The organism is Mycobacterium sp. 1274761.0 (assembly GCF_001668615.1).
Taxonomy (GTDB): Bacteria; Actinomycetota; Actinomycetes; order Mycobacteriales; family Mycobacteriaceae; genus Mycobacterium.
In genome coordinates, this window is sequence record NZ_LZMC01000055.1 from 1 (window position 1) to 18,504 (window position 18,504).

15 protein-coding genes and 1 pseudogene are annotated in these 18,504 nt (G+C 64.1%); 9 read left to right on the forward strand and 7 right to left on the reverse strand.

Going from position 1 to position 18,504, the window contains the following annotated elements; all coding sequences use genetic code 11:
- The coding region (locus A5651_RS08780) for a dihydrodipicolinate reductase (protein WP_066978375.1) at nucleotides 1-1,067 on the forward strand (1,067 nt) is incomplete at its 5' end.
- Between the two features lie 16 nt (nucleotides 1,068-1,083).
- On the opposite strand, the gene A5651_RS08785 is transcribed toward A5651_RS08780, so the two are convergent.
- Both A5651_RS08785 and A5651_RS08790 read right to left on the reverse strand, forming a co-directional pair.
- A complete protein-coding gene (locus A5651_RS08785) occupies nucleotides 1,084-2,271 on the reverse strand; it encodes a cytochrome P450 (protein ID WP_066978378.1) in 1,188 nt (395 codons plus the stop codon).
- 10 nt (nucleotides 2,272-2,281) lie between these two features.
- A complete protein-coding gene (locus A5651_RS08790; RefSeq protein ID WP_066978381.1) occupies nucleotides 2,282-3,067 on the reverse strand; it encodes a spirocyclase AveC family protein in 786 nt (261 codons plus the stop codon).
- Nucleotides 3,068-3,256: 189 nt separating this feature from the next.
- Here A5651_RS08790 and A5651_RS08795 point away from each other — a divergent pair, with 189 nt between their 5' ends.
- Entirely contained in the window at nucleotides 3,257-3,922 is a 666-nt protein-coding gene (locus A5651_RS08795; RefSeq protein ID WP_066978970.1) for a TetR/AcrR family transcriptional regulator, read from the forward strand.
- Here A5651_RS08795 and A5651_RS08800 read toward each other — a convergent pair.
- On the reverse strand, nucleotides 3,919-5,358 hold the full coding sequence (locus A5651_RS08800; RefSeq protein ID WP_082943676.1) for a cell wall metabolism sensor histidine kinase WalK: 1,440 nt from the start codon (nucleotides 5,356-5,358) through the stop codon (nucleotides 3,919-3,921). The genes A5651_RS08795 and A5651_RS08800 overlap by 4 nt on opposite strands.
- 50 nt (nucleotides 5,359-5,408) lie before the next feature.
- Nucleotides 5,409-6,182 carry a response regulator transcription factor gene (locus tag A5651_RS08805; protein WP_066978386.1) on the reverse strand — a complete coding sequence of 258 codons (774 nt, stop codon included), beginning with the start codon at nucleotides 6,180-6,182 and terminating at the stop codon, nucleotides 5,409-5,411.
- A gap of 336 nt (nucleotides 6,183-6,518) precedes the next feature.
- Between A5651_RS08805 and A5651_RS08810 the strand changes: the two genes are divergently transcribed.
- From A5651_RS08810 to A5651_RS08825, 4 genes are all read left to right on the forward strand, one after another.
- Nucleotides 6,519-8,783 carry a bifunctional SulP family inorganic anion transporter/carbonic anhydrase gene (locus A5651_RS08810; RefSeq protein WP_082943656.1) on the forward strand — a complete coding sequence of 755 codons (2,265 nt, stop codon included), beginning with the start codon at nucleotides 6,519-6,521 and terminating at the stop codon, nucleotides 8,781-8,783.
- A 102-nt stretch (nucleotides 8,784-8,885) separates the two neighbouring features.
- A complete protein-coding gene (locus A5651_RS08815; RefSeq protein ID WP_082943657.1) occupies nucleotides 8,886-9,182 on the forward strand; it encodes a hypothetical protein in 297 nt (98 codons plus the stop codon).
- A gap of 65 nt (nucleotides 9,183-9,247) precedes the next feature.
- Complete coding sequence (locus tag A5651_RS08820; RefSeq protein WP_066978392.1) at nucleotides 9,248-10,702, forward strand: FAD/NAD(P)-binding protein; 1,455 nt, start codon at nucleotides 9,248-9,250, stop codon at nucleotides 10,700-10,702.
- Nucleotides 10,703-11,158: 456 nt separating this feature from the next.
- Nucleotides 11,159-11,563, forward strand: a complete 405-nt coding sequence (locus A5651_RS08825) for a nuclear transport factor 2 family protein (protein ID WP_066978395.1) — start codon at nucleotides 11,159-11,161, stop codon at nucleotides 11,561-11,563.
- A gap of 57 nt (nucleotides 11,564-11,620) precedes the next feature.
- Here the strand turns inward: A5651_RS08825 and A5651_RS08830 are convergent, their stop codons facing one another.
- Nucleotides 11,621-13,300, reverse strand: coding sequence for an AMP-binding protein (locus A5651_RS08830; RefSeq protein ID WP_066978398.1), 1,680 nt, complete (start codon nucleotides 13,298-13,300; stop codon nucleotides 11,621-11,623).
- Nucleotides 13,301-13,394: 94 nt separating this feature from the next.
- On the opposite strand from A5651_RS08830, the pseudogene A5651_RS08835 reads away from it, so the two are divergent.
- The 3 genes and pseudogenes from A5651_RS08835 to A5651_RS08845 form a co-directional block, all read left to right on the forward strand.
- Nucleotides 13,395-13,535 (forward strand): annotated as a pseudogene (locus A5651_RS08835) (hydrolase); the annotation flags it as partial.
- Between the two features lie 312 nt (nucleotides 13,536-13,847).
- Complete coding sequence (locus A5651_RS08840) at nucleotides 13,848-14,600, forward strand: DUF2511 domain-containing protein (protein ID WP_231988623.1); 753 nt, start codon at nucleotides 13,848-13,850, stop codon at nucleotides 14,598-14,600.
- Between the two features lie 112 nt (nucleotides 14,601-14,712).
- Nucleotides 14,713-16,032: an adenylate/guanylate cyclase domain-containing protein gene (locus A5651_RS08845; RefSeq protein ID WP_066978406.1), complete on the forward strand. Its 1,320-nt coding sequence runs from the start codon at nucleotides 14,713-14,715 to the stop codon at nucleotides 16,030-16,032.
- A gap of 70 nt (nucleotides 16,033-16,102) precedes the next feature.
- Here the strand turns inward: A5651_RS08845 and A5651_RS08850 are convergent, their stop codons facing one another.
- Both A5651_RS08850 and A5651_RS08855 read right to left on the reverse strand, forming a co-directional pair.
- Nucleotides 16,103-16,780, reverse strand: coding sequence for an alpha/beta hydrolase (locus A5651_RS08850; RefSeq protein ID WP_066978975.1), 678 nt, complete (start codon nucleotides 16,778-16,780; stop codon nucleotides 16,103-16,105).
- 129 nt (nucleotides 16,781-16,909) lie between these two features.
- Nucleotides 16,910-18,430, reverse strand: a complete 1,521-nt coding sequence (locus A5651_RS08855) for an adenylate/guanylate cyclase domain-containing protein (protein ID WP_066978409.1) — start codon at nucleotides 18,428-18,430, stop codon at nucleotides 16,910-16,912.
- Nucleotides 18,431-18,504 lie beyond the last annotated feature (74 nt).

An 18,504-nucleotide genomic window follows, 5' to 3' on the forward strand; every position in this document is an offset into this window, starting at 1 on the left:
CAGGAGGCGTCGGGTCCATCGCGGTCGACGCGGTGCATCGCCGGCCCGACCTCGACCTTGTCGGTGTGTGGGTGCATACGCCGGACAAGGTCGGGCGCGACGCGGGTGAACTCGCCGGTGGAGAACCGATCGGGATCACGGCCACCGACGATGCCGAGGCGTTGATCGGCCTGCGGCCGGACTGCGTGGTGTATGCGGCCAGCGGACCCGAGCGTGACGCCGGCGCGGTCCCGGATTATCTGCGGCTGCTCGAGGCGGGCATCAACGTGGTGACGACGAGCACGACGCGGCTGGTCAATCCGCACGCCTACGAACCGGCCGAGTGGCGCGAGCAACTGGTCGGGGCGGCCACGCAAGGCGGGGTGTCGCTGTACGCGTCGGGCATCGAGCCGGGGTTCGCCGCCGACTATCTGCCGCTGGTCCTGGCCACCCAGTCGTCACAGATCGAGAAGATCCACGCCTACGAGATCGGGCTGTACGACGACTACGGTGTGCCCGACATCATGAGCGACGCAATGGGTTTCGGACGTCCGCTCGACTATCAGCCGTGGATCGGGTTCCCCGGTGCGATTGCCGGCGAGTGGCAGGGCCAGATCCGGATGGTCGCCGAGGCGCTCGGCGTCGAGGTGACCGAGATCCGCGAGACGTTCGACCGAGCGGTCACCGAGCGGACGCTGGAGGTGGCGATGGGCACCGTGGAGGCCGGCACCTGCGGTGCCCTGCGGATGCAGGCGATCGGTGTGGTGGACGGTCGCGAGGCAATCGTCATCGAACATGTCACCCGGCTGGCGCCCGATGTCGGGCCGCACTGGCCGACACTGCCGAACGCCCTCGGCTACCGCGTGGTGATCACCGGTCAGCCCGATATTGATTGCGCTTTCGACGTCACCCTTCGCGATCGCCGCAAGGCCGGCATCGAAGGTATGACGTCCGGCGCGGGTGCGATGGTCGCGACGGCGATGCGCGTCGTGAATGCGGTGCCGTATGTCGTTGCGGCCGAGCCGGGTCTGCTGAGCTCGGTCGACCTGCCGCTGACGATCCCACGTGGAGCGTTCAACCCGGCCTAGCCGCAATGATTCGAGATCAACGGGCGATTCGCACCGGCAACCGCGCCCAGCCCCGCACACTCGACGTCCGCGCCCGGCTGGCATTGTCGTAGTCGACCTCCCAGTCGGTCCAACGCTTGAGCACCTCTTCCAACGCCACCCGCCCCTCGAGTCGCGCCAAGGCCGAGCCGAGACAGAAGTGCAGGCCCTGCCCGAAGCTCAGATGGCCGCCCGTGCGGTGAATGTCGTAATGGTCGGGGTCGTCGAATTTCGCCTCGTCGCGATTGGCCGAACCGTTCAGCAACAACATGTAGGAGCCCTCGGTCACCGTCTGCCCGTACAGCTCGACATCGGCGGCCACATAGCGCGCCTGCACCGGTGAGGGCGGCTCGTAACGCAGCGTCTCCTCGACCGCCGAGGGTATCAACGACGGATCCGCCGCGAGTTCGCGGCGCTGATCGGGATGGTCGCCGAGCAGCTGGCCCATGAAACCGACCAGCCGGGCCGTGGTCTCGTTGCCGGCCCCGGCGATCATTGCGGTGTAGGCGAGCACTTCGGTGCGTTCGAGCCGACGGCGAGTACCGCCGGGTTCTTCGATCTCGGCGTTGATCAGCTCCGTCATCAGGTCATCGGACGGATGCGTGGCCCGCCAATCGATGTAGTCGGCGAACAGCGCGATCGAATCCGCAATGATGGTCTCGCTGAGGTCTCCCTGCTCCGGATCCACCGTGATGCTCTGATCGTTGCGATCGCGGATCTGCTGTTGGCCTTCCTCGGGGATGCCCAACAGGTAACCGATCGTCCGCATCGGCATGAAGGCGCCGAGATCGGTGACGAAGTCGAAGCCGTCGGCGTCGCGAAGCGGATCCAGTGCGCTGACACAGAATTCGCGCACCAGGCCTTCCACCGCGAGCATGCGTCGCGGCGTGAACACACGCGACAGCAGCCGCCGGTGCAGATCGTGTAACGGCGGGTCTTCCCACAGCAGAATGCCCGGCGGCACCTCGACGCCGCTGAACAGAATGTCTGCGGTGGTTCCCTTCCCCGAACGGTAGGTCTGCCAATCGGGAAGCGCACGAGCGACATCGTCGTATCGGCTCAGCGCGTAGAAGTTGTACCTCTCGTTGAAATACAACGGCGCTTCGGCCCGCATCCGCTTCCACACCGGATACGGATCGTCATCGATTGCATGGTCGAAGGGGTCATAGTAGAGCTTGACCGTCACAGGTCCTCCCTTATCGAGGCTGGTTCGGCACGCCGGGGAACAGCTGCTCCCCCGTACCCGAGGTCACGTAGCCCAGTTGTTTGGTGACGAGGTGGGGCGCGAAAACCGCGGCGTAGAGCGCGTTCCCGATGACGATCACCGCGACGATGGACAGCACCGTCGACTGCACGCGCGTCCTGGACACCTTGTCGGCCCACATCTCGATGACGTTGCGCCCTTGCGCATCGGTGCGGCCGAGCAGGTAGGTGAAGACCATCATCTGCACGCCCATCGCGATCGCGTCGTAGATCGGGTACTGATGCAACGTTCCCTCGAACAGCCCCAGTCCCGGGATCACGTAGGCGTAGTAGAAGACACCCAAATGTGCTCCGAGGCCGGCGTTGAACAACAGCGCCCAGCAGAACCCGACCACGAGTCCTACCACGAGAAGCGTGATCGGCCTGCGCCATCCGAAGCGCGCGCTCAGCCGCCGGCCCAGCGTCGCGCCGATCACGGCGGGCAGGCAGAAGTAACCGATGTAGCCAAGTGGAACAGACGACGGCAACCCGCCCCACGTCATGTTCAACGGCCACCACGACGGCATGCGTGGGAGCGCGGGTGGGAACTGTGCGTACATCGCCCAGTCATACGGCGCCTCGATCCAGGAGAACGAAATCGCCGAAATGCAGAGCAACAGCAGCGGATGCACGCGGCGGCGACGGATACTCAGGTAGACACCGGCAGCGGTGAACAGGATGCCGCTGGCCCATCCGAAGATCACCGCGCCAGTTAGCAACGGGGTCAGCTCCGTATTCATCGGTCGCGCTCGCCGGTGGTCGTGCCGCGCGCTTCTGGGTCGAAGTACACAACCAGCACGAAGATCACGACGATCAGGCCGAACAACGTGCCCAGCATGATGAGTTGGCCCACGTCCCGCCCCCTTCCACTCTGGTAATAGTGGACACTATTAGAATCGCCTGGTCAAGGCCGACTATCGTGAGTGACCGTGTCGCAACGGCAGTCGCCAAGGACGCGGAAGGTCACCAAGAGTTCCGCGGCGCCGGTACGTAGGCCGCGCGGAGAACCGCGCAGGCTTCTACTGGACGCCGCCCGCGAATTGTTCGCGCGCAAGGACTATCGCAGCACCACGACCCGCGAGATCGCCGAGAGCGCCGGTGTCACCGAATACCTTCTCTTCCGGCACTTCGGCTCCAAAGCCGGATTGTTCCGCGAGGCGCTGGTGCTGCCCTTCACCAACATCGTCGACGACTTTGCGCGGACATGGCAGACGCTCGTACCCGAGGAGACCGACGAGGACGAGCTGGCCCGCCACTTCGTCGAGCAGGTCTATGACGTCGTGGTCGAGCATCGCGGTCTGCTCCTGACCCTGGTCGCGTCGGAGGCATTCAGTGACGAGGAGATGGGCGAGGCGGGCATCGCGGATATCCGGCGGGCGCTCGGTGTGCTCGGTCAGATCAGCGGGGAGGGCATGCAGTTGCGTGGCATGCACTCCAGCCAGCCGGACCTGCCTGCGCACTCGACGATGGCGATGATCGTCGGCATGGTGGCGTTGCGGTCGACTTTCTTCGGCACCAGGCCGCCGTCGCGCGACGCGATCGTCGACGAACTCGTGCAGGCGACGCTGCACGGCTTCCTGCACCGCGGCGACTAGACGACGCCGACCGACGTCCGCGCCCGAGCCATCGCCAACCGGACTCTGAATTCGGTGTGGCCCGGCCGCGACTCGACGCCAACAACCCCGCCGTGGGCCTCCACGATGGATTTCACGATGGCCAAGCCGAGCCCGGTGCTGTTCATGTCCCGGGAGCGCGACTTGTCCGCGCGAACGAATCGGCCGAATAGGTCTGGCAGCAGTCGTGATTCGATGCCCGGGCCGTCGTCGACGACCACGAGCTCGGCGGTGTCGGCGAGTGCGTCGGGAACTCTGCGCAACGTGGTGGTGACCGTCACGCCGGGCGGGGTGTGATTACGCGCATTGACGAGCAGGTTCGTCACCACCTGATGCAGGTGTGATCTGTCGCCGTCCAACCACATCGGCTCATCCGGCAATTCGGTCACGTATCGGTGATTCGGCGCGGTCACCGCCACGTCGTTGACAGCATCGGCGACCACCTCGACGAAGTCCATCCGCTCGATCTCCAACGCTCGTCCCTCATCCAGGTGCGCCAGCAGCAGCATGTCGTCGACGAGCGCCGCCATGCGGCGTGATTCGGATTCGATGCGCGCCAGAGCGTATTCGGTCGTCGCTGGCAGAGACGCGCTGTCTTGGCGGGTGAGTTCCGCATAGCCGTGAATCGCCGCCAACGGCGTTCGCAGTTCATGGCTGGCGTCGGTCAGGAAGCGCCGCATCCGGCGATCGGATTCCGCTCGGGCCGCCAATGCCGAATCAACATTTGCGAGAAGACGATTCAACGTCTCGCCAACGATACCCACCTCGTGGTCGGGATTCGAATCGGATCTCCTGACCCATGACGTGATCCGGTGGTCGTCGCCGGCCAACGGAATGTCGGCCGCGCTCGCCGCAGTGGCGGCAACCCGGCGCAGCGGCCGCAGTGCCTGACGCACCAGCAGTACCGTCCCGGCGGCCGCCAGGACCGCGGCGATTATGGTGATGGCCGCGACCAGCTTCACCTTCGTCGCGATTACTTCGTGCGCACTGCGTAGCGAGACCGCCGAGATGAGCCGCTCGCCGTTCCCACCGTCGACGCCGGCAATTCGGTATGCACCCATGTCGCCGAGAACGACGGTGGTGGGCTGAGTTCCGATCTGATGCAACGATTCGAGCGCGGTCACCGCTTCCTCAGGCGCCCGATGTGGTCCGTCGTCGTCGAACATCGCGGACTGCACGACACGGTCGCCGATCTTGACCGCGATGAGATTCCCTGCTGCCTGGCCCGTGTAGGCGGTCAGGCGCTCGTTGCCGTCTTTAGTCGCGACATGCTCGACGCCATAGGTGTGCTTGAAGGCGGCCAACGAGTGCATCACCTGGGAGTCGCTCATGGCGGTGACGTAGTCGCGCAACGTGGAGATGGCGAGCCCGCCGACGATCAGCACGACGATGCTCACGAGCGCCGACACCCCGAACATCAGCTGCCTGCTGAGCGTGCGCGGCCGCCACCACGGCGTGGTGCGCGCTCTCACGTGGTGGAGCGCAGGAGATAGCCCACGCCGCGGACGGTTTTGATCATGGGTTCCCGGCCCGCGTCGATCTTCTTGCGCAGATAGGAGATGTAGAGGTCGACGATGCTGGTCTTACCGCCGAAGCTGTAGTTCCATACCCGCTGGAGGATTTCTTCGCGACTGATGGCCCGGCGCGGGTTGCGCATGAGATACCGAAGCAGCTCGAACTCCGTCGCTGTGAGCTGGATGGCCTCGCCCGCCCGGCTGACCTGGCGGCTGGCACCCTCGAGGACCAGGTCGCCGACGCGCAGCGTCTCCTCGTCGACGGGTGTGGTTTCACCAACTCGCCGGAGCAGACCGCGCAGGCGGGCAACCAACTCCTCGAGACTGAATGGCTTCGTCAGATAGTCGTCGGCACCGGCCGTCAACCCGCTGACACGATCGCTGACCGAGTCACGAGCGGTCAAAAAGAGCACCGGTGTGTAGGAGTCGGCGGCGCGGATGCGCTGCAGGATCTGCAATCCGTCGAGGTCGGGCAGCATGATGTCGAGTACGACGACGTCGGGCTCGCACGATTCGAACTTGGCCAGCGCTTCGGCGCCGTCGTGCGCCACGTCGACAGCCCAGCTCTCGTAATGCAGCGCCATCTTGACCAGATTGGTCAACGCTCGTTCGTCGTCGACCAGCAGAACCCGGATCGGTGACCCGTCGACCCTGCGGATGGGCGGAAGTTGCCCGAGGACGGCGGTTCGTGGTTGGTGGGAGCGAGGGGCAACCGACAACGGCGTCATAACTCAATTTTGCGAACCCTTCAGAAAGTTGTCACGGAATTCATAGCCGATTCTCAGAAATGTCTCCCACATCCAAACCCGGCCCAGAGCGCGGTAAGCGGCGAGCATCGCTGATCTTGTTGTGGCGCAACGATATTTGCGGCCAGCATCGCTGTGCCAGACATCGTGGGCCGCACCGCCGCTGTGATCGGCACGACATTCATATGAGCCCGATATGGATTCGTTGACCAGCCCAACCGGTCACAAATACTCTGGCGCTTGACCATTGATCTTGACGGCACCGTAAGTAGCTGCCGTGCAATTGTTTTCGTCAGACCCAGTGTCAGGAGTCCGAGCTTGCTTGAATCGACCCACGCCGGCGAGGCCACCCGCCAACCCGCGTTCCAGACTCGCCTGAGGCCACTCCTCCGGTATGACGTGCCCGCTTCGCTGGTGGTCTTCCTCGTCGCTCTGCCACTGTCGCTGGGCATCGCGATCGCCTCCGACGCACCACCGCTTGCCGGCCTCATTGCAGCGGTCGTCGGCGGCATCGTCGCCGGCGCGCTCGGCGGCTCCGCACTGCAGGTCAGCGGACCTGCCGCCGGCCTGACCGTGATCGTCGCGGGCTTGGTCGCCGAGTTCGGGTGGAAGGTGACGTGCGCCATCACCGTCGCCGCCGGCGTGCTTCAGGTGCTGTTCGGTTTGTCGCGGGTCGCCAGGGCGGCCCTGGCCATCTCACCTGTCGTCGTCCACGCGATGCTGGCGGGCATCGGCCTCACCATCGCGTTGCAGCAGGTCCACGTGCTGCTCGGCGGCGAGTCGCACAGTTCGGCGTGGCAGAACCTGACACAACTGCCCGGCCAGATCATGGCCGCACACGGCCCCGACATGGCGCTCGGGTTGCTGGTGATCGCCATCCTCATCACCTGGCGCCGGGTGCCAGGACCGGTGGGCAAGGTGCCCGGCCCCCTCGTCGCGGTCCTCGCCGCAACGCTGATCGCGGCGGTCTTGGCGCTGAACGTGGACCGGGTTCAACTGGACGGCTCGCTGCTGGATGCGGTCGCGCTGCCCAGCCTGCCTGACGGCAAATGGGGAGCGTTCGCGGTCGGCGTCCTCACGGTCGCGTTGATCGCCAGCGTCGAGAGCCTGCTGTCGGCCGTCTCGGTCGACAAGATGCGGCCAGGACACCGCACCAACTTCGACCGAGAGCTCGTCGGGCAGGGAACCGCCAATATGGTGTCCGGGACGCTGGGCGGCCTGCCGGTGACCGGGGTGATCGTGCGGAGTTCGACGAACGTCAACGCCGGGGCGAAGACCCGTGCATCGGCGATCCTGCACGGGGTCTGGGTCTTGGCCTTCGCCCTGCCGTTCGCCGGCATGGCCGAGATGATTCCGATGGCCGCGCTGGCCGGCCTGCTTGTCATGATCGGTGTCCAGCTGGTCAAGCGCGCGCACATCGAGACAGCGCTGAAGACAGGAGACATCACGGTCTATGCCGTCACGGTGGCCGGCGTCGTGTTCCTCAACCTGCTCGAGGGTGTGCTGATCGGTTTGGTTCTTTCCGTCGCGCTGACGGTGTGGCGGGTCGTGCGTACGCAGATCCGCGCCGAAACAGATGACGACGGCACATGGCGTGTCGTCATCGAGGGGTCCTGCAGCTTTTTGTCGCTGCCTCAGCTCACCGGGGTTCTCGATTCGGTTCCCGCCGGAACGAATGCCACCGTGGAACTGTCGGTTGACTTCATCGACCACGCGACGCGTGAGGCCATCGACAACTGGCGTCAACAGCACTGCGCGTCCGGCGGCACCGTGCACATCCGCGAGCTCGGCGCGGTCGACATGGACAGCGCGTTGCATGGGCCGCCGGTGCGGGAGATCAAAGGCACCGACGTGCGGCCCGGCCTGATGCCGTGGAGTTCTTGGCAGAACGGACACTTGATCGGCAAGCGGCGCAATGGAACCGGGCATTCATCCGTGGTGAGCGGACTCGAGGTCTATCAGCGCCGGACGGCACCGGTGCTGCGCCCGCATATGGAAGGCCTCGCCCATGCGCAGCGCCCCGAAACGCTGTTCATCACGTGCACCGACTCGCGGATCGTGCCGAATGTGATCACCAGTTCCGGCCCGGGTGACCTGTTCACGGTGCGCAACGTCGGCAACCTGGTGCCCGCAGACCAGCAGGACGCATCGATCGAGGCGGCGATCGCGTTCGCCGTCGAAAAGCTACACGTCTCCTCGATCGTCGTCTGCGGCCACTCGAGCTGCGGCGCCATGCACACCCTGCTGTCGGGCGGCATCCCGCGCACGGCGGGTGAACAGCAACTGCACGCCTGGCTGGAACATGGTCTCAGGGCTGTGGCTGTCTACGACAACGGGCGCCATCCGTTGGCGCAGGATGCCGCCCGGGCAGGGTTCAGCGTCGTCGATCAGCTCAGCATGGTCAACGTTCTGACGCAGACCGAGGCCCTGGTGCGCCACCCTCTGGTCGCCGATGCTCATCGCTCGGGCGAGCTGGACGTGATCGGGGTGTTCTACGACATTGCCAGTGCCGCACCGTTGCGCATCCAGCCTACGTGCATCGACAGCTTCGACGCCTCGCCCAGTAATGCGGTGATGCACTGAATTCCTATGCGTGGCACATGAATTCGTGGCGATCTCCGGATCGGCGACGCTAATGTCGGAAGTGCAATGAACAGTCGCCATCCGATAAGGAGACGAAATCTTATGACAATCAAGACAATTGCGGGGGCTGCGCTCATCAGCGCAGTTGCAATCCCGCTCGGTTCCGGCGTCGCAACCGCTGCACCGAGTGGACCGTCGAACGCAAACGAAACCATTGCGCGGCTACATGCCAACGGCAACCGCGTCCTGGTCAACAAGGTCGGCACGGGGCCCCTGGAGCAGTGCACGGTGACGTCGGTGCGCACGATGCAGACCAGCCCGCCGCCGACCGGTAATCCGTTGACCGAAGTGCCCAACCTTGCCCGGCCAACCACCGTGCACCTCGGCCTCAAGTGTTGACTGGACTTTAAACCCCCCCGCGCCAAACCCGTGACAGAATCCGATGCGGTGTGTGACCTACTCGCATGGCGCAGGAGTTGAGGCCGCTAGAACCTTCCCGACCCGCACGCGTAGTCGTCGTGGGCGGAGGGTTCAGCGGCACGATGACCGCGGTGAACCTCGCACGTCTCGCCGAGGAACGCGTCGACATCACGATCGTCAACGAGCGGACGCCGCCGGGCCGAGGAGTCGCCTACCGAAGGCGCCGTCCCGAATACCTGCTGAATGTCGCCGTCCGCAATATGTCAGCTTTTCCCGACGAACCCGATCACTTCTTGGGTTGGGTACGCGAACGGCCGGAGTTCGAGGCGGTGCCGCTGATCGATCTGCGGGAGCGGTTCGTGCCCCGACAGACCTACGGTGACTACCTGAGCTGGACCGCGCAGAAGTATCTCGGTAAGAGCGCGAGCCCGTCGCCCGTCAGGTCGCGGTTCGTCGTCGGCGAGGCGGTTGACGTCGAGCCGCAGGAATTCGGCTGCGTCGTTCGCCTGGCTGACGGGACAGCGCTCGACGCCGACCGCCTCGTCCTCGCGACTGGCAACGAGACACCGGCGGCTCTTTCCGGTGCCGAAACGTTCGCCGACCATCCGGCGTGGGTCGGCGATCCCTGGCAGGCGTGGGAAGAGCTCTTGCCGCCAAGGGATTCCAGCGTCGTCATCCTCGGCACTGGTCTGACGGCAGTCGACGTGGTGATCACACTGCGGGCGATCGGGTGGCAGGGCCGCATCCACGCGGTGTCGCGGCACGGCTGGCTTCCGCATGCGCACTTCAAGGGCATCGAATACCCCGAATTTCCTCCGCAGGGAATCGATCTCGCCACGCTCGGGCTCGACGCGCTGGTGGCGCTGGTGAAGCGCCACTGCGCAACCCTGCATGAGCGCAACGCGAATCCGGCGATCATCGTGGACAAACTGCGGGCACACACCCAGCGGATCTGGGCCGGCTTCACGCCTGAGGAGCGGCTGGCTTTCGCCAAGCATCACGCGGCGCGGTGGAATGTGTTCCGCCACCGGATTTCTCCCGATATCCACGCTCAACTGACCCATCTGCAGCTCACCGGGCAGCTTCAGGTGCGGGCGGGAAACATCGAGAAGCTGGTGGAGGCAGCTGACCAGATCGCGGTGCATCTGGACGACGGCGAGACACTGACCGGCGATGTGGTGATCAACGCGACGGGCCCGTCAACCCGGTTCACAGCCACGCAGTCGGTGCTGCTGCAGAACTTGCTGCGGCGAGGCCTTGTCGCCCCCGACGTAACCGACCTCGGCATCAGCGTCGATCGGGACCACACGGTGCTGACCGGCGACGGAGACCGGTCGGCATGGCTGCTAGCACTGGGTCCGCTGTTGCGAGGCACCTACTGGGAGACAATCGCGGTGCCCGAACTGCGCGTGCAGGCGCGGCGGGTTGCCGAGACGGTGCTCGACCGCGCGTTCAGCGACGAGGAGGAAGGGCCGGCGCAGCTCGAGTACATGCTGTGAACTAGCGCCCTCCGAAAAGTGGAGCTAAGGGGAATCGAAAACCGTTTCCCTCGGTTTTCATATACCCCCTGAGCTGCGCAGATATAGGTCAAAACGTAATACGAGCCACGTGAAACGACGTCAACTTACCTGCGGAAACACTCGGGCGTGTTGACGATGTCAACAACAGGGTTGCTGCTCCCCCAGCTCCCTGATGTGCTTCAGGTCCGCCAGCAGACGGCGCAGGCCGTCAAGGTTCGTGGTGTCGAGCGACGCCCTGAACCGGACCATTTGGCCGGACGGTCGTGAGGCGTCGGCGGGCAATGTAGAGGCACCACCGTTATCGACTGTGTCGATGGCCTGGCGAAACCGAGCCAACACTCCCGGAGCGCGCCCTGTTCCACACTGCGCTCTTCGGATGGCACCATCTTGTGAACTGCGATAGCGAGTTTTGGAGCGCAACTAGTGTCACTAGTCATGACTCACTCTGACGACCCGATGGTCGCTGTACGGGCGTACGTCGATGCCTTCAACAACGGTGACGCGAAGGCGATGGCCACCGCGTGCGCCGACCCGATGCAGATTCTCGACGGGATGTCGCCGCACGTATGGCAGGGACCGACAGCCGCCGAAGACTGGTACGCAGACGCACTGGCGGAAGGCGAACACCTCGGCGTGACCGATTACCACATCGGCCTGGGCGAGCCGAAGCATGTTGATGTCAACGGCGACTACGCCTACGTGTTCGTTCCCGCGACCTTCGACTACAACCGCCAAGGCAAAGCGGTTAACCAAACCAACGCAGGCTTTACGGTGGCGCTCCGGAAAGTCGACGGAAACTGGCGACTCACTGCCTGGGCGTGGTCGAAGGGCGACATGTAAGGGCGAGGCCGCGCCAACGGAATGTTCAAGCCAATCGCTACCTCGGCGTCAGGGCCGTCAGGCTGCAGGGGATTCGTCCATGGCGAGATACCGGTACACGGTGGCGCGGGAGACGCCGAGCATCTTCGCGATATCGCTTGCGTTGATGCCCTTTTCGCGCATATTGCGCGCCTTCTTGGCGGCAGCATCATCGACCTTGCGGGGGCGACCACCCTTGCGTCCGTTGGCGGCTGCCGCAGCAAGACCGGCGCGGGTGCGCTCGATCATGGTGTCGCGTTCCAGTTGAGCGAAGGCCGCCATGATCGTGAGGATGGCTTTAATGCTTTCTGTGCGCACCGGGTCGGGCACGCCGATAACTGCGGCGAGGCGCACCGCAGGATGCCTCAGCAGCGCCTCCTCGATCTCGCCTGGACCGATGCGGTAACCAGCCGAGGTGATGACATCGTCAGCGCGGCCCCGATACCAGAAGTAGCCGTCCTCATCTAGCTGGCCCAGGTCGCCGGTCAGCAGCCAGTAACCAACGAACTTGTCTCGTGTCGCCTGCGGGTTGTTCCAGTACTCCAGCAGCATGACTGGATCGGGCCGTCGGAACGCGATATGGCCCACCTCGCCCGCAGGCAAAGGGTGGCCCTCGTCATCTACCACCGCACCGATATGACCGGGAATCGGCTGGCCGAGCGAGCCGGGCTTGGGCAGCATCAGGCTCGCGTTGTGACCGAGTACAAGATTGCACTCGGTCTGACCGAACGCCTCATTGATGCGAACGTGCAGCGTCTGTTGCGTCCACTCGATGATCTCCGCACCCACTGCCTCGCCGCCCGAAATCAGCGAGCGCAGATTGAGATTGAAGCGCCACAGATTTGGCACCTGCTTCATCAACCGGAGCATCGTCGGCACTAACAGCGCATTCGTCACTTGGTGTTTAGCCATCATGTGCAAGGCCTGCTCGGGGTCAAACCCGACGGAGCGGAACGCCAGCACCGGCACGCCGTGAAACCACGACGGCATCAACACGTCCATCAACCCCGCGATCCAGGCCCAGTCCGCTGCCGACCACACCAGGTCACCAGCTTGCGGGAAAAAGTCATGCTGCATCTCCACACAGGGCAGGTGGCCGAGGAGGGCGCGGTGAGCGTGCAGCGCTCCCTTCGCCGGGCCGGTCGTGCCTGAAGTGAAGCAGATGAAAGCTGGGTCCTCGGCGGCGGTATCGACGGTGGTAAAGGTGTCTGCGCCCTTGTGCAGCAACGTCCAGAAATCTTCGGAGTCAGGACCTGCACCGTCCACGCACAGCACTTGCGCTTCGCCAGCCGCTTGGATCGCCTTGGCCAAGTTTGGCTCATCGGTGACGATGAGCTTCGCGCCTGAAGTTTGCATCCGGTATTGGACCGCATCGGCTGCGAACAGCACCGAGCACAGCACGCTGATCATGCCCGCACGCCAGGCAGCCAAATGCAGGACCGCCGCTTCGGGTCGCTGCCCCAGGAGCAGCATGATTCGGTCGCCGCGCCCAAGACCCAGGCCGATAAGCATGTTGGCGCAGCGGTTAGATAGCCCTTGCAGCTCAGCGAAGGTGTAGCGGCGCACGTTCCCGTCAGGCTGCTCATGGATCAACGCGACGCGATCCCGGTCGGCGGCCCAGCGGTCGCAACACGCCACCGTCATGTTGAAGTGCGCCGGTATCTGCCAGCGGAAGGTGTCGTAGATCTCGCGGTAGGTGGAGGCCCGCCCGATGATCATCTATCTCCTCTGTTCCTACCGGGAAAATAGCGCAGATTTCTGTTTGAGTTTGCTCAACCGCCGGGAGAGCTTTTTGACGAAGAGCACGCCCTTCGCCGGACCCAACGATGTATTGGTGTCCAGCACGTTGCGGGACTTGGTGATCGGGTCGGGGCTGGAGTTCGAAGACCGGGGTGCTCACCAACTCAAGGGCGTGCCCGGTGCCTGGCGTCTCTTTGCCGTCGCGTCTGCGTAGCAGGCCGCTGCACCGGTGCGCATCGAGGGCGATTCGGCATCCGGAGGCAGGCAAGCATAAAACTGGTTCGCTTGACCCCTTTCTCGGTGTTGGCTTACTAGGCTTCCAAGATGTGGCACCGATGAGGCGGAAGCCGTGACGAGCGAACCACCACCCGCAACGCCTAGGGGGGATGATGGGGCGGGTGCGGCCACCGGACCACTCCCGCCGCCTGGCTGGTATCCCGATCCGGCTGGCTCCGGTGGCCGGGCTTACTGGAACGGGCAGGAGTGGGGCGAGCCGCCGGAGAAGTCGCACTCATTGAGGAAGGGCTTGCTCATCGCCCTTGGCGTGTTCGTCGTCCTGTTTGTGCTCTTGGGCATCATCGGCAGTCTGATGCCCAAGAAAGGTAAGGACGAGTCAACGGCCAACAGCGGGTCGACCACCACAGCGGTCACCACGACGACGTTAGCGACACCGCCCCCGGTTGCAGCACCAGCGCCGACGTCGGATCGCCCAGCGGGTTACGTCAGCCGTGAGACCTGGACGGACGGCCCGTGGCCCCTAACCGTTGATGAAGCTGTCCTGGAATGTCAGGGCGACAATCTTGTGACAATCACAGCGGGGGAATCGAAGTACGCGCTGAACGCTGCCGCGAATGCGCAGACGGACCTACCGGACTATGCCGACGCAATCGGGGTTCCCGACCCCGCCAAGCCGGACTTCCATCTTGATGCCAAGCCCTTGATTCAGCGGGGGCTTGCGCTCTGCGGCACCTCTGCCCCTTCCCCCGCACCCACCGGCGGCTCGAATCGGCCTGCGGGACTTGTGGAACGCGAGACGTGGACTGACGGGCGCTGGCCGTTCACCGTCGATTCCGCGACCCTCTTCTGCACCAAGGGGGCCGACGGTGAACGAGTGACTGTCGTCGCTAACCGGGAGATGTACGCCCTGAACGGGACGGCGAAATCGGCAAAGCTCTGGCCACCCTTCGACCCGATTTGGGCCGATGACCCCAAAGCTCCCGGTTTGAAAATCAATGTTGGCCCGATGATTGAGCGCGGATTAGCTTTATGCAAGGGCTGACGCCGCCGAGATTACCGAGAACCCGCACGGGTTCATGCCGCAAGGCCGGACGGGGCGGCGAGCTTTCCCTGACTCCGAAACCTTGACCCGCTCCTCGGCTTAGACTTCCGCCGTGTTCTCCGAGACGCGGTATGCACTGAACGGGGACTTGCGGGTTGCCTACCGCGCGTCGGCTGAGGGTGAGCGCGACATCGTGTTCGTCCCGCAGTGGTTCACCTGTTGCGAACTTTTCGTCGAGATGCCATTCATTCAGGGTTGGGTCGAGGCTATGACCTCGCTAGGCCGACTGATTTTCCTCGACCATCCAGGCACGGGCGCGTCCGACCCTGTCAGTTCGAGCGGGCTTCCGACCGTGGAGGATTGGGCCGACAGCATCACCGCGGTACTCGACGATCTAGGCAGCCGCGAGGCGGATCTCGTCACGTCCGGTGGCGCGCTGCCGATTGCGGCTCTGTTCGCCGCCACGCACCCCTCACGTACCTTAACGCTGGTCGTGTTAGAGGGTTACGCGCCTCCCGGAACCGTGCGCACCGACGAAATCGACTCCAAACAAGTCGTGGCTCACATGGCCGCTATATGGGGCACCGGGGAGATGCACCACATCATGAATCCGGACCAGCCGTGGAACGACGAAATTCGGGCCTCGTGGGCCCGACTAGAACGCCTAGCGGCTAGTCCAGCAACCGTCGCGCGCATGCTGCCTGTGGTGGCCGCGTTGGACGTGCGGGCGATTCTTCCGACGATTCGCGTACCGACCGTGGTCGTCCAGCAAGCCGACGACGTCTTGCTCCCGGCGGAGTGGGGTAAGGACGTCGCGGACCAGATCCCAGGTGCGAAATATGTCGAGATCCCTGGACGCAACATGGATCATTTCGTGGAGCCACACTGGCGCACGTCCTTCCAAGAGATCGCCAAGTTCCTCACTGGCGAGCAGCCCGATGTAGTTGACGACCGGGTTCTCGCCACGGTGTTGTTCACCGACATCGTGGACTCGACGCGGCGGGCCGCTGACATGGGCGACCGTGACTGGCATGCGATGCTTGACGCACACGACGCCATCGTCCGGTCGCAGCTCGCCCGGTTTCGTGGTCGGGAGGTGAACACCTCCGGCGACGGTTTCCTCGCTACGTTCGACGGTCCTCAGCGGGCGATCCGCTGCGCCATGGCGATTCGTGATGCGGTGCAGGCGCTCGGTATCGAGGTGCGTGCGGGCCTGCACACCGGTGAGTGCGAGGTTCGCGGCGACGACATCGGCGGGATCGCCGTACACATCGGTGCCCGCGTGAGCGCCCTCGCGGGGGCCAACGAGGTGTTGGTGTCCAGCACACTGCGCGACCTCGTGATCGGGTCGGGGCTTGAATTTGAGGAACGCGGCGCTCACGCGCTCAAGGGTGTGCCCGGCGAGTGGCGACTCTTCGCCGTCGAATCGTAGTGCGTGATTACCGCCGCTCAGGGATGTCTACGGATGGCCGCGTGGACCGCGAAATAGCAGTTTTCGGCGATCAGACTTGTGCGAGAACCTCGACCAACTCGTCGGGATGCGAAAGCTGCAACATGTGGTCGGCTGGCAATCGAATGACCAAATCGGCGTTCGCCGCCCACGCTTCCTGAGCAGCCACCGAGGCGTCGGATTCCCGGGTAGCAATCACGTAGGTGGTCGGGTGGGTGCGATCGGGCGCGGTGCTCATCGCCGCGAAGGACGAATCGGACTGCAGCACAAAGCGTGCGAGCACTTCGCGAGCGCGGCCCCGGTCCAAGTCTGGGCAGAACGACTGCCACGCGAACTCGAAATCATCGGTGATTTCAAATGCCCCATCATTCCGCTGGGCGAACACCGGCGGCAGCACATCCCCCAAATTCAACGCCGACTGACCGCGCTGCGGCCACATCGCTGTGAGGTAAACGGTGTGCCGCACCTGCGGGTGATCGGCAAACTCGGTGATAACCATTCCGCTGTAGGAGTGGCCCACCAGCACGACGGGCTTGTCGATCGCGTCGAGCGTCTGCCGCACGTAGCCTGCATCGGCGGTGAGGTCGCCGAGCGACGCTGGATCGGTCCCAACGCTCGGTAGGCGATCCACAACGTGCGCTTCGTGTCCGGCGGATTCCAACCGCATCACCACGTCATCCCACACCCAGCCGACGCCGAACCCGCCATGGACTAGCAAGTACTCGCTCATGGCGAAATTCTGCATTCACATGGGCTCCGCAATCCCGACTTTCACCAAAGCCACGCGACGCGGTGGACCCTCGTCGAAATGCATGAGCGAGATGGCCTGCGACTGACTTTCGAGATGTGCATATGCTGTCTATTTCGCGACACGTTTGTTCATCTCGACCCCGAAGACCTGCACCCCGGCTGACTTCCCTTTCAGCGCATGCGATCCCCGGTCGAGGAGTCCAGGTGGTCGTGCAGTCAGGGCGTCGACGCACTGCTGGGTGAGAAGGATCGTGTCTCCGGTGGTCTTGGTGAGCTGCTCGACGCGGGCGGCGACATTCACGGCGTCCCCGATCAAAGTGAACTCCAGCTTGGAGCCGCCGCCGATGGTGCCCGCGATCACCACGCCCGTGTTGATCCCGATACCAATGCGAAGGTCGCCGTTGAATCGCTCGGCGACCAGACGCTGAATCAGCACAGCTGCGTTCAGCGCCGCATCAGCGTGACCCGCAAGGTCGTTGGGTGCGCCGAAGACTGCCAGCGCGCCGTCACCGAGAAACTTGTTCACATGTCCACCGGCGTCAACGACGGCAGGCACCACTATCTCGAACAAGGCGTTGAGGCGAGCGACGGTGTCCTCAGCGGTGTTGGTCTCCGCGAACGGGGTGAAGTCGCGGATATCCACGAACATTACGGTCACCTCACGCCGTTCACCGGTGAACACGTCGTCACCCTGCTCAAGCAGCCTGGTTGCAAGTGTGGAGTCAACGTAGGAACCGAACGCTGCTTGAAGTCGTTGCCGCTCAGCCAAACCGTCTTGCATGCGGTTAAACGACGCCGCCAGCGCACCCAGGTCGTCGTCTTGAACTACCGGTAAGCGTTGCGAATAGTTGCCCGCAGCAACACGTTCGGTACCGGCGGCGAGGTCGCGGATAGGTTGCATGGAGGGTGAGAAAAGCGCACCTATCGTGAGCGGCACCGCTACGAGAAGTGTCATCCCGGAGCCGACGGCAAAGGCGACCAAGGGAGTTTCACTAATCCAGCTGAAAGCGCCTCCAAGCATCACGCCCGTAGCGGCGAAGCCGAACCCGACGGTGATCACGGTCACGTTTGCCCAAGCGGCAAATGTTGGACGAGAGCGCGGCATGTAATCACCAACGCCAGAGTCGCCGACGATAGCGCGTCTGGCTGGGCGCAGCGCAGCTTCTACCAAGCTGTGCGCACCGGTGAGGACGACGGCTATCCCGATACTGCCGCCGACAATCCCCCATTCCACGAGCCGCTGCACGCTCGCCCCGGCAACTGCCCCCGCAGCGACCAATACCAGGGCGGACGCAAAAGCGCCGATAGCCACCCATCGGGCAGCGAGCCGCCGACCCCACCTGTAGGTCGCAGTGAGCGCGGTTTGTTGACAAATGTCATTACCAGCTGCCCACTGCTCGACGATACGAATCGGGCCAACACCGGGGAGGATAAGCACGTACACCATCACCACAACCCCGACTGCGGTGACGACCGCCGCCTCGACGTAGTTATCGGACTTCTCAACCCCGACAACGGCAAACGACAAAATAAGCCAGACCCACAGCTGCAAAGGAAGCCCTACTGCAAACACCGCCCAGGAATACCTCGGCCCGTACCGATCCCACGCCCACTGCCAGATGCGATCCATGTCGGGAGAGTAGGCGTCCCGCCCGTTCAACCGATGGGAAAAGGACGCAGCATGTCGTGGGCTGAGACGAACCG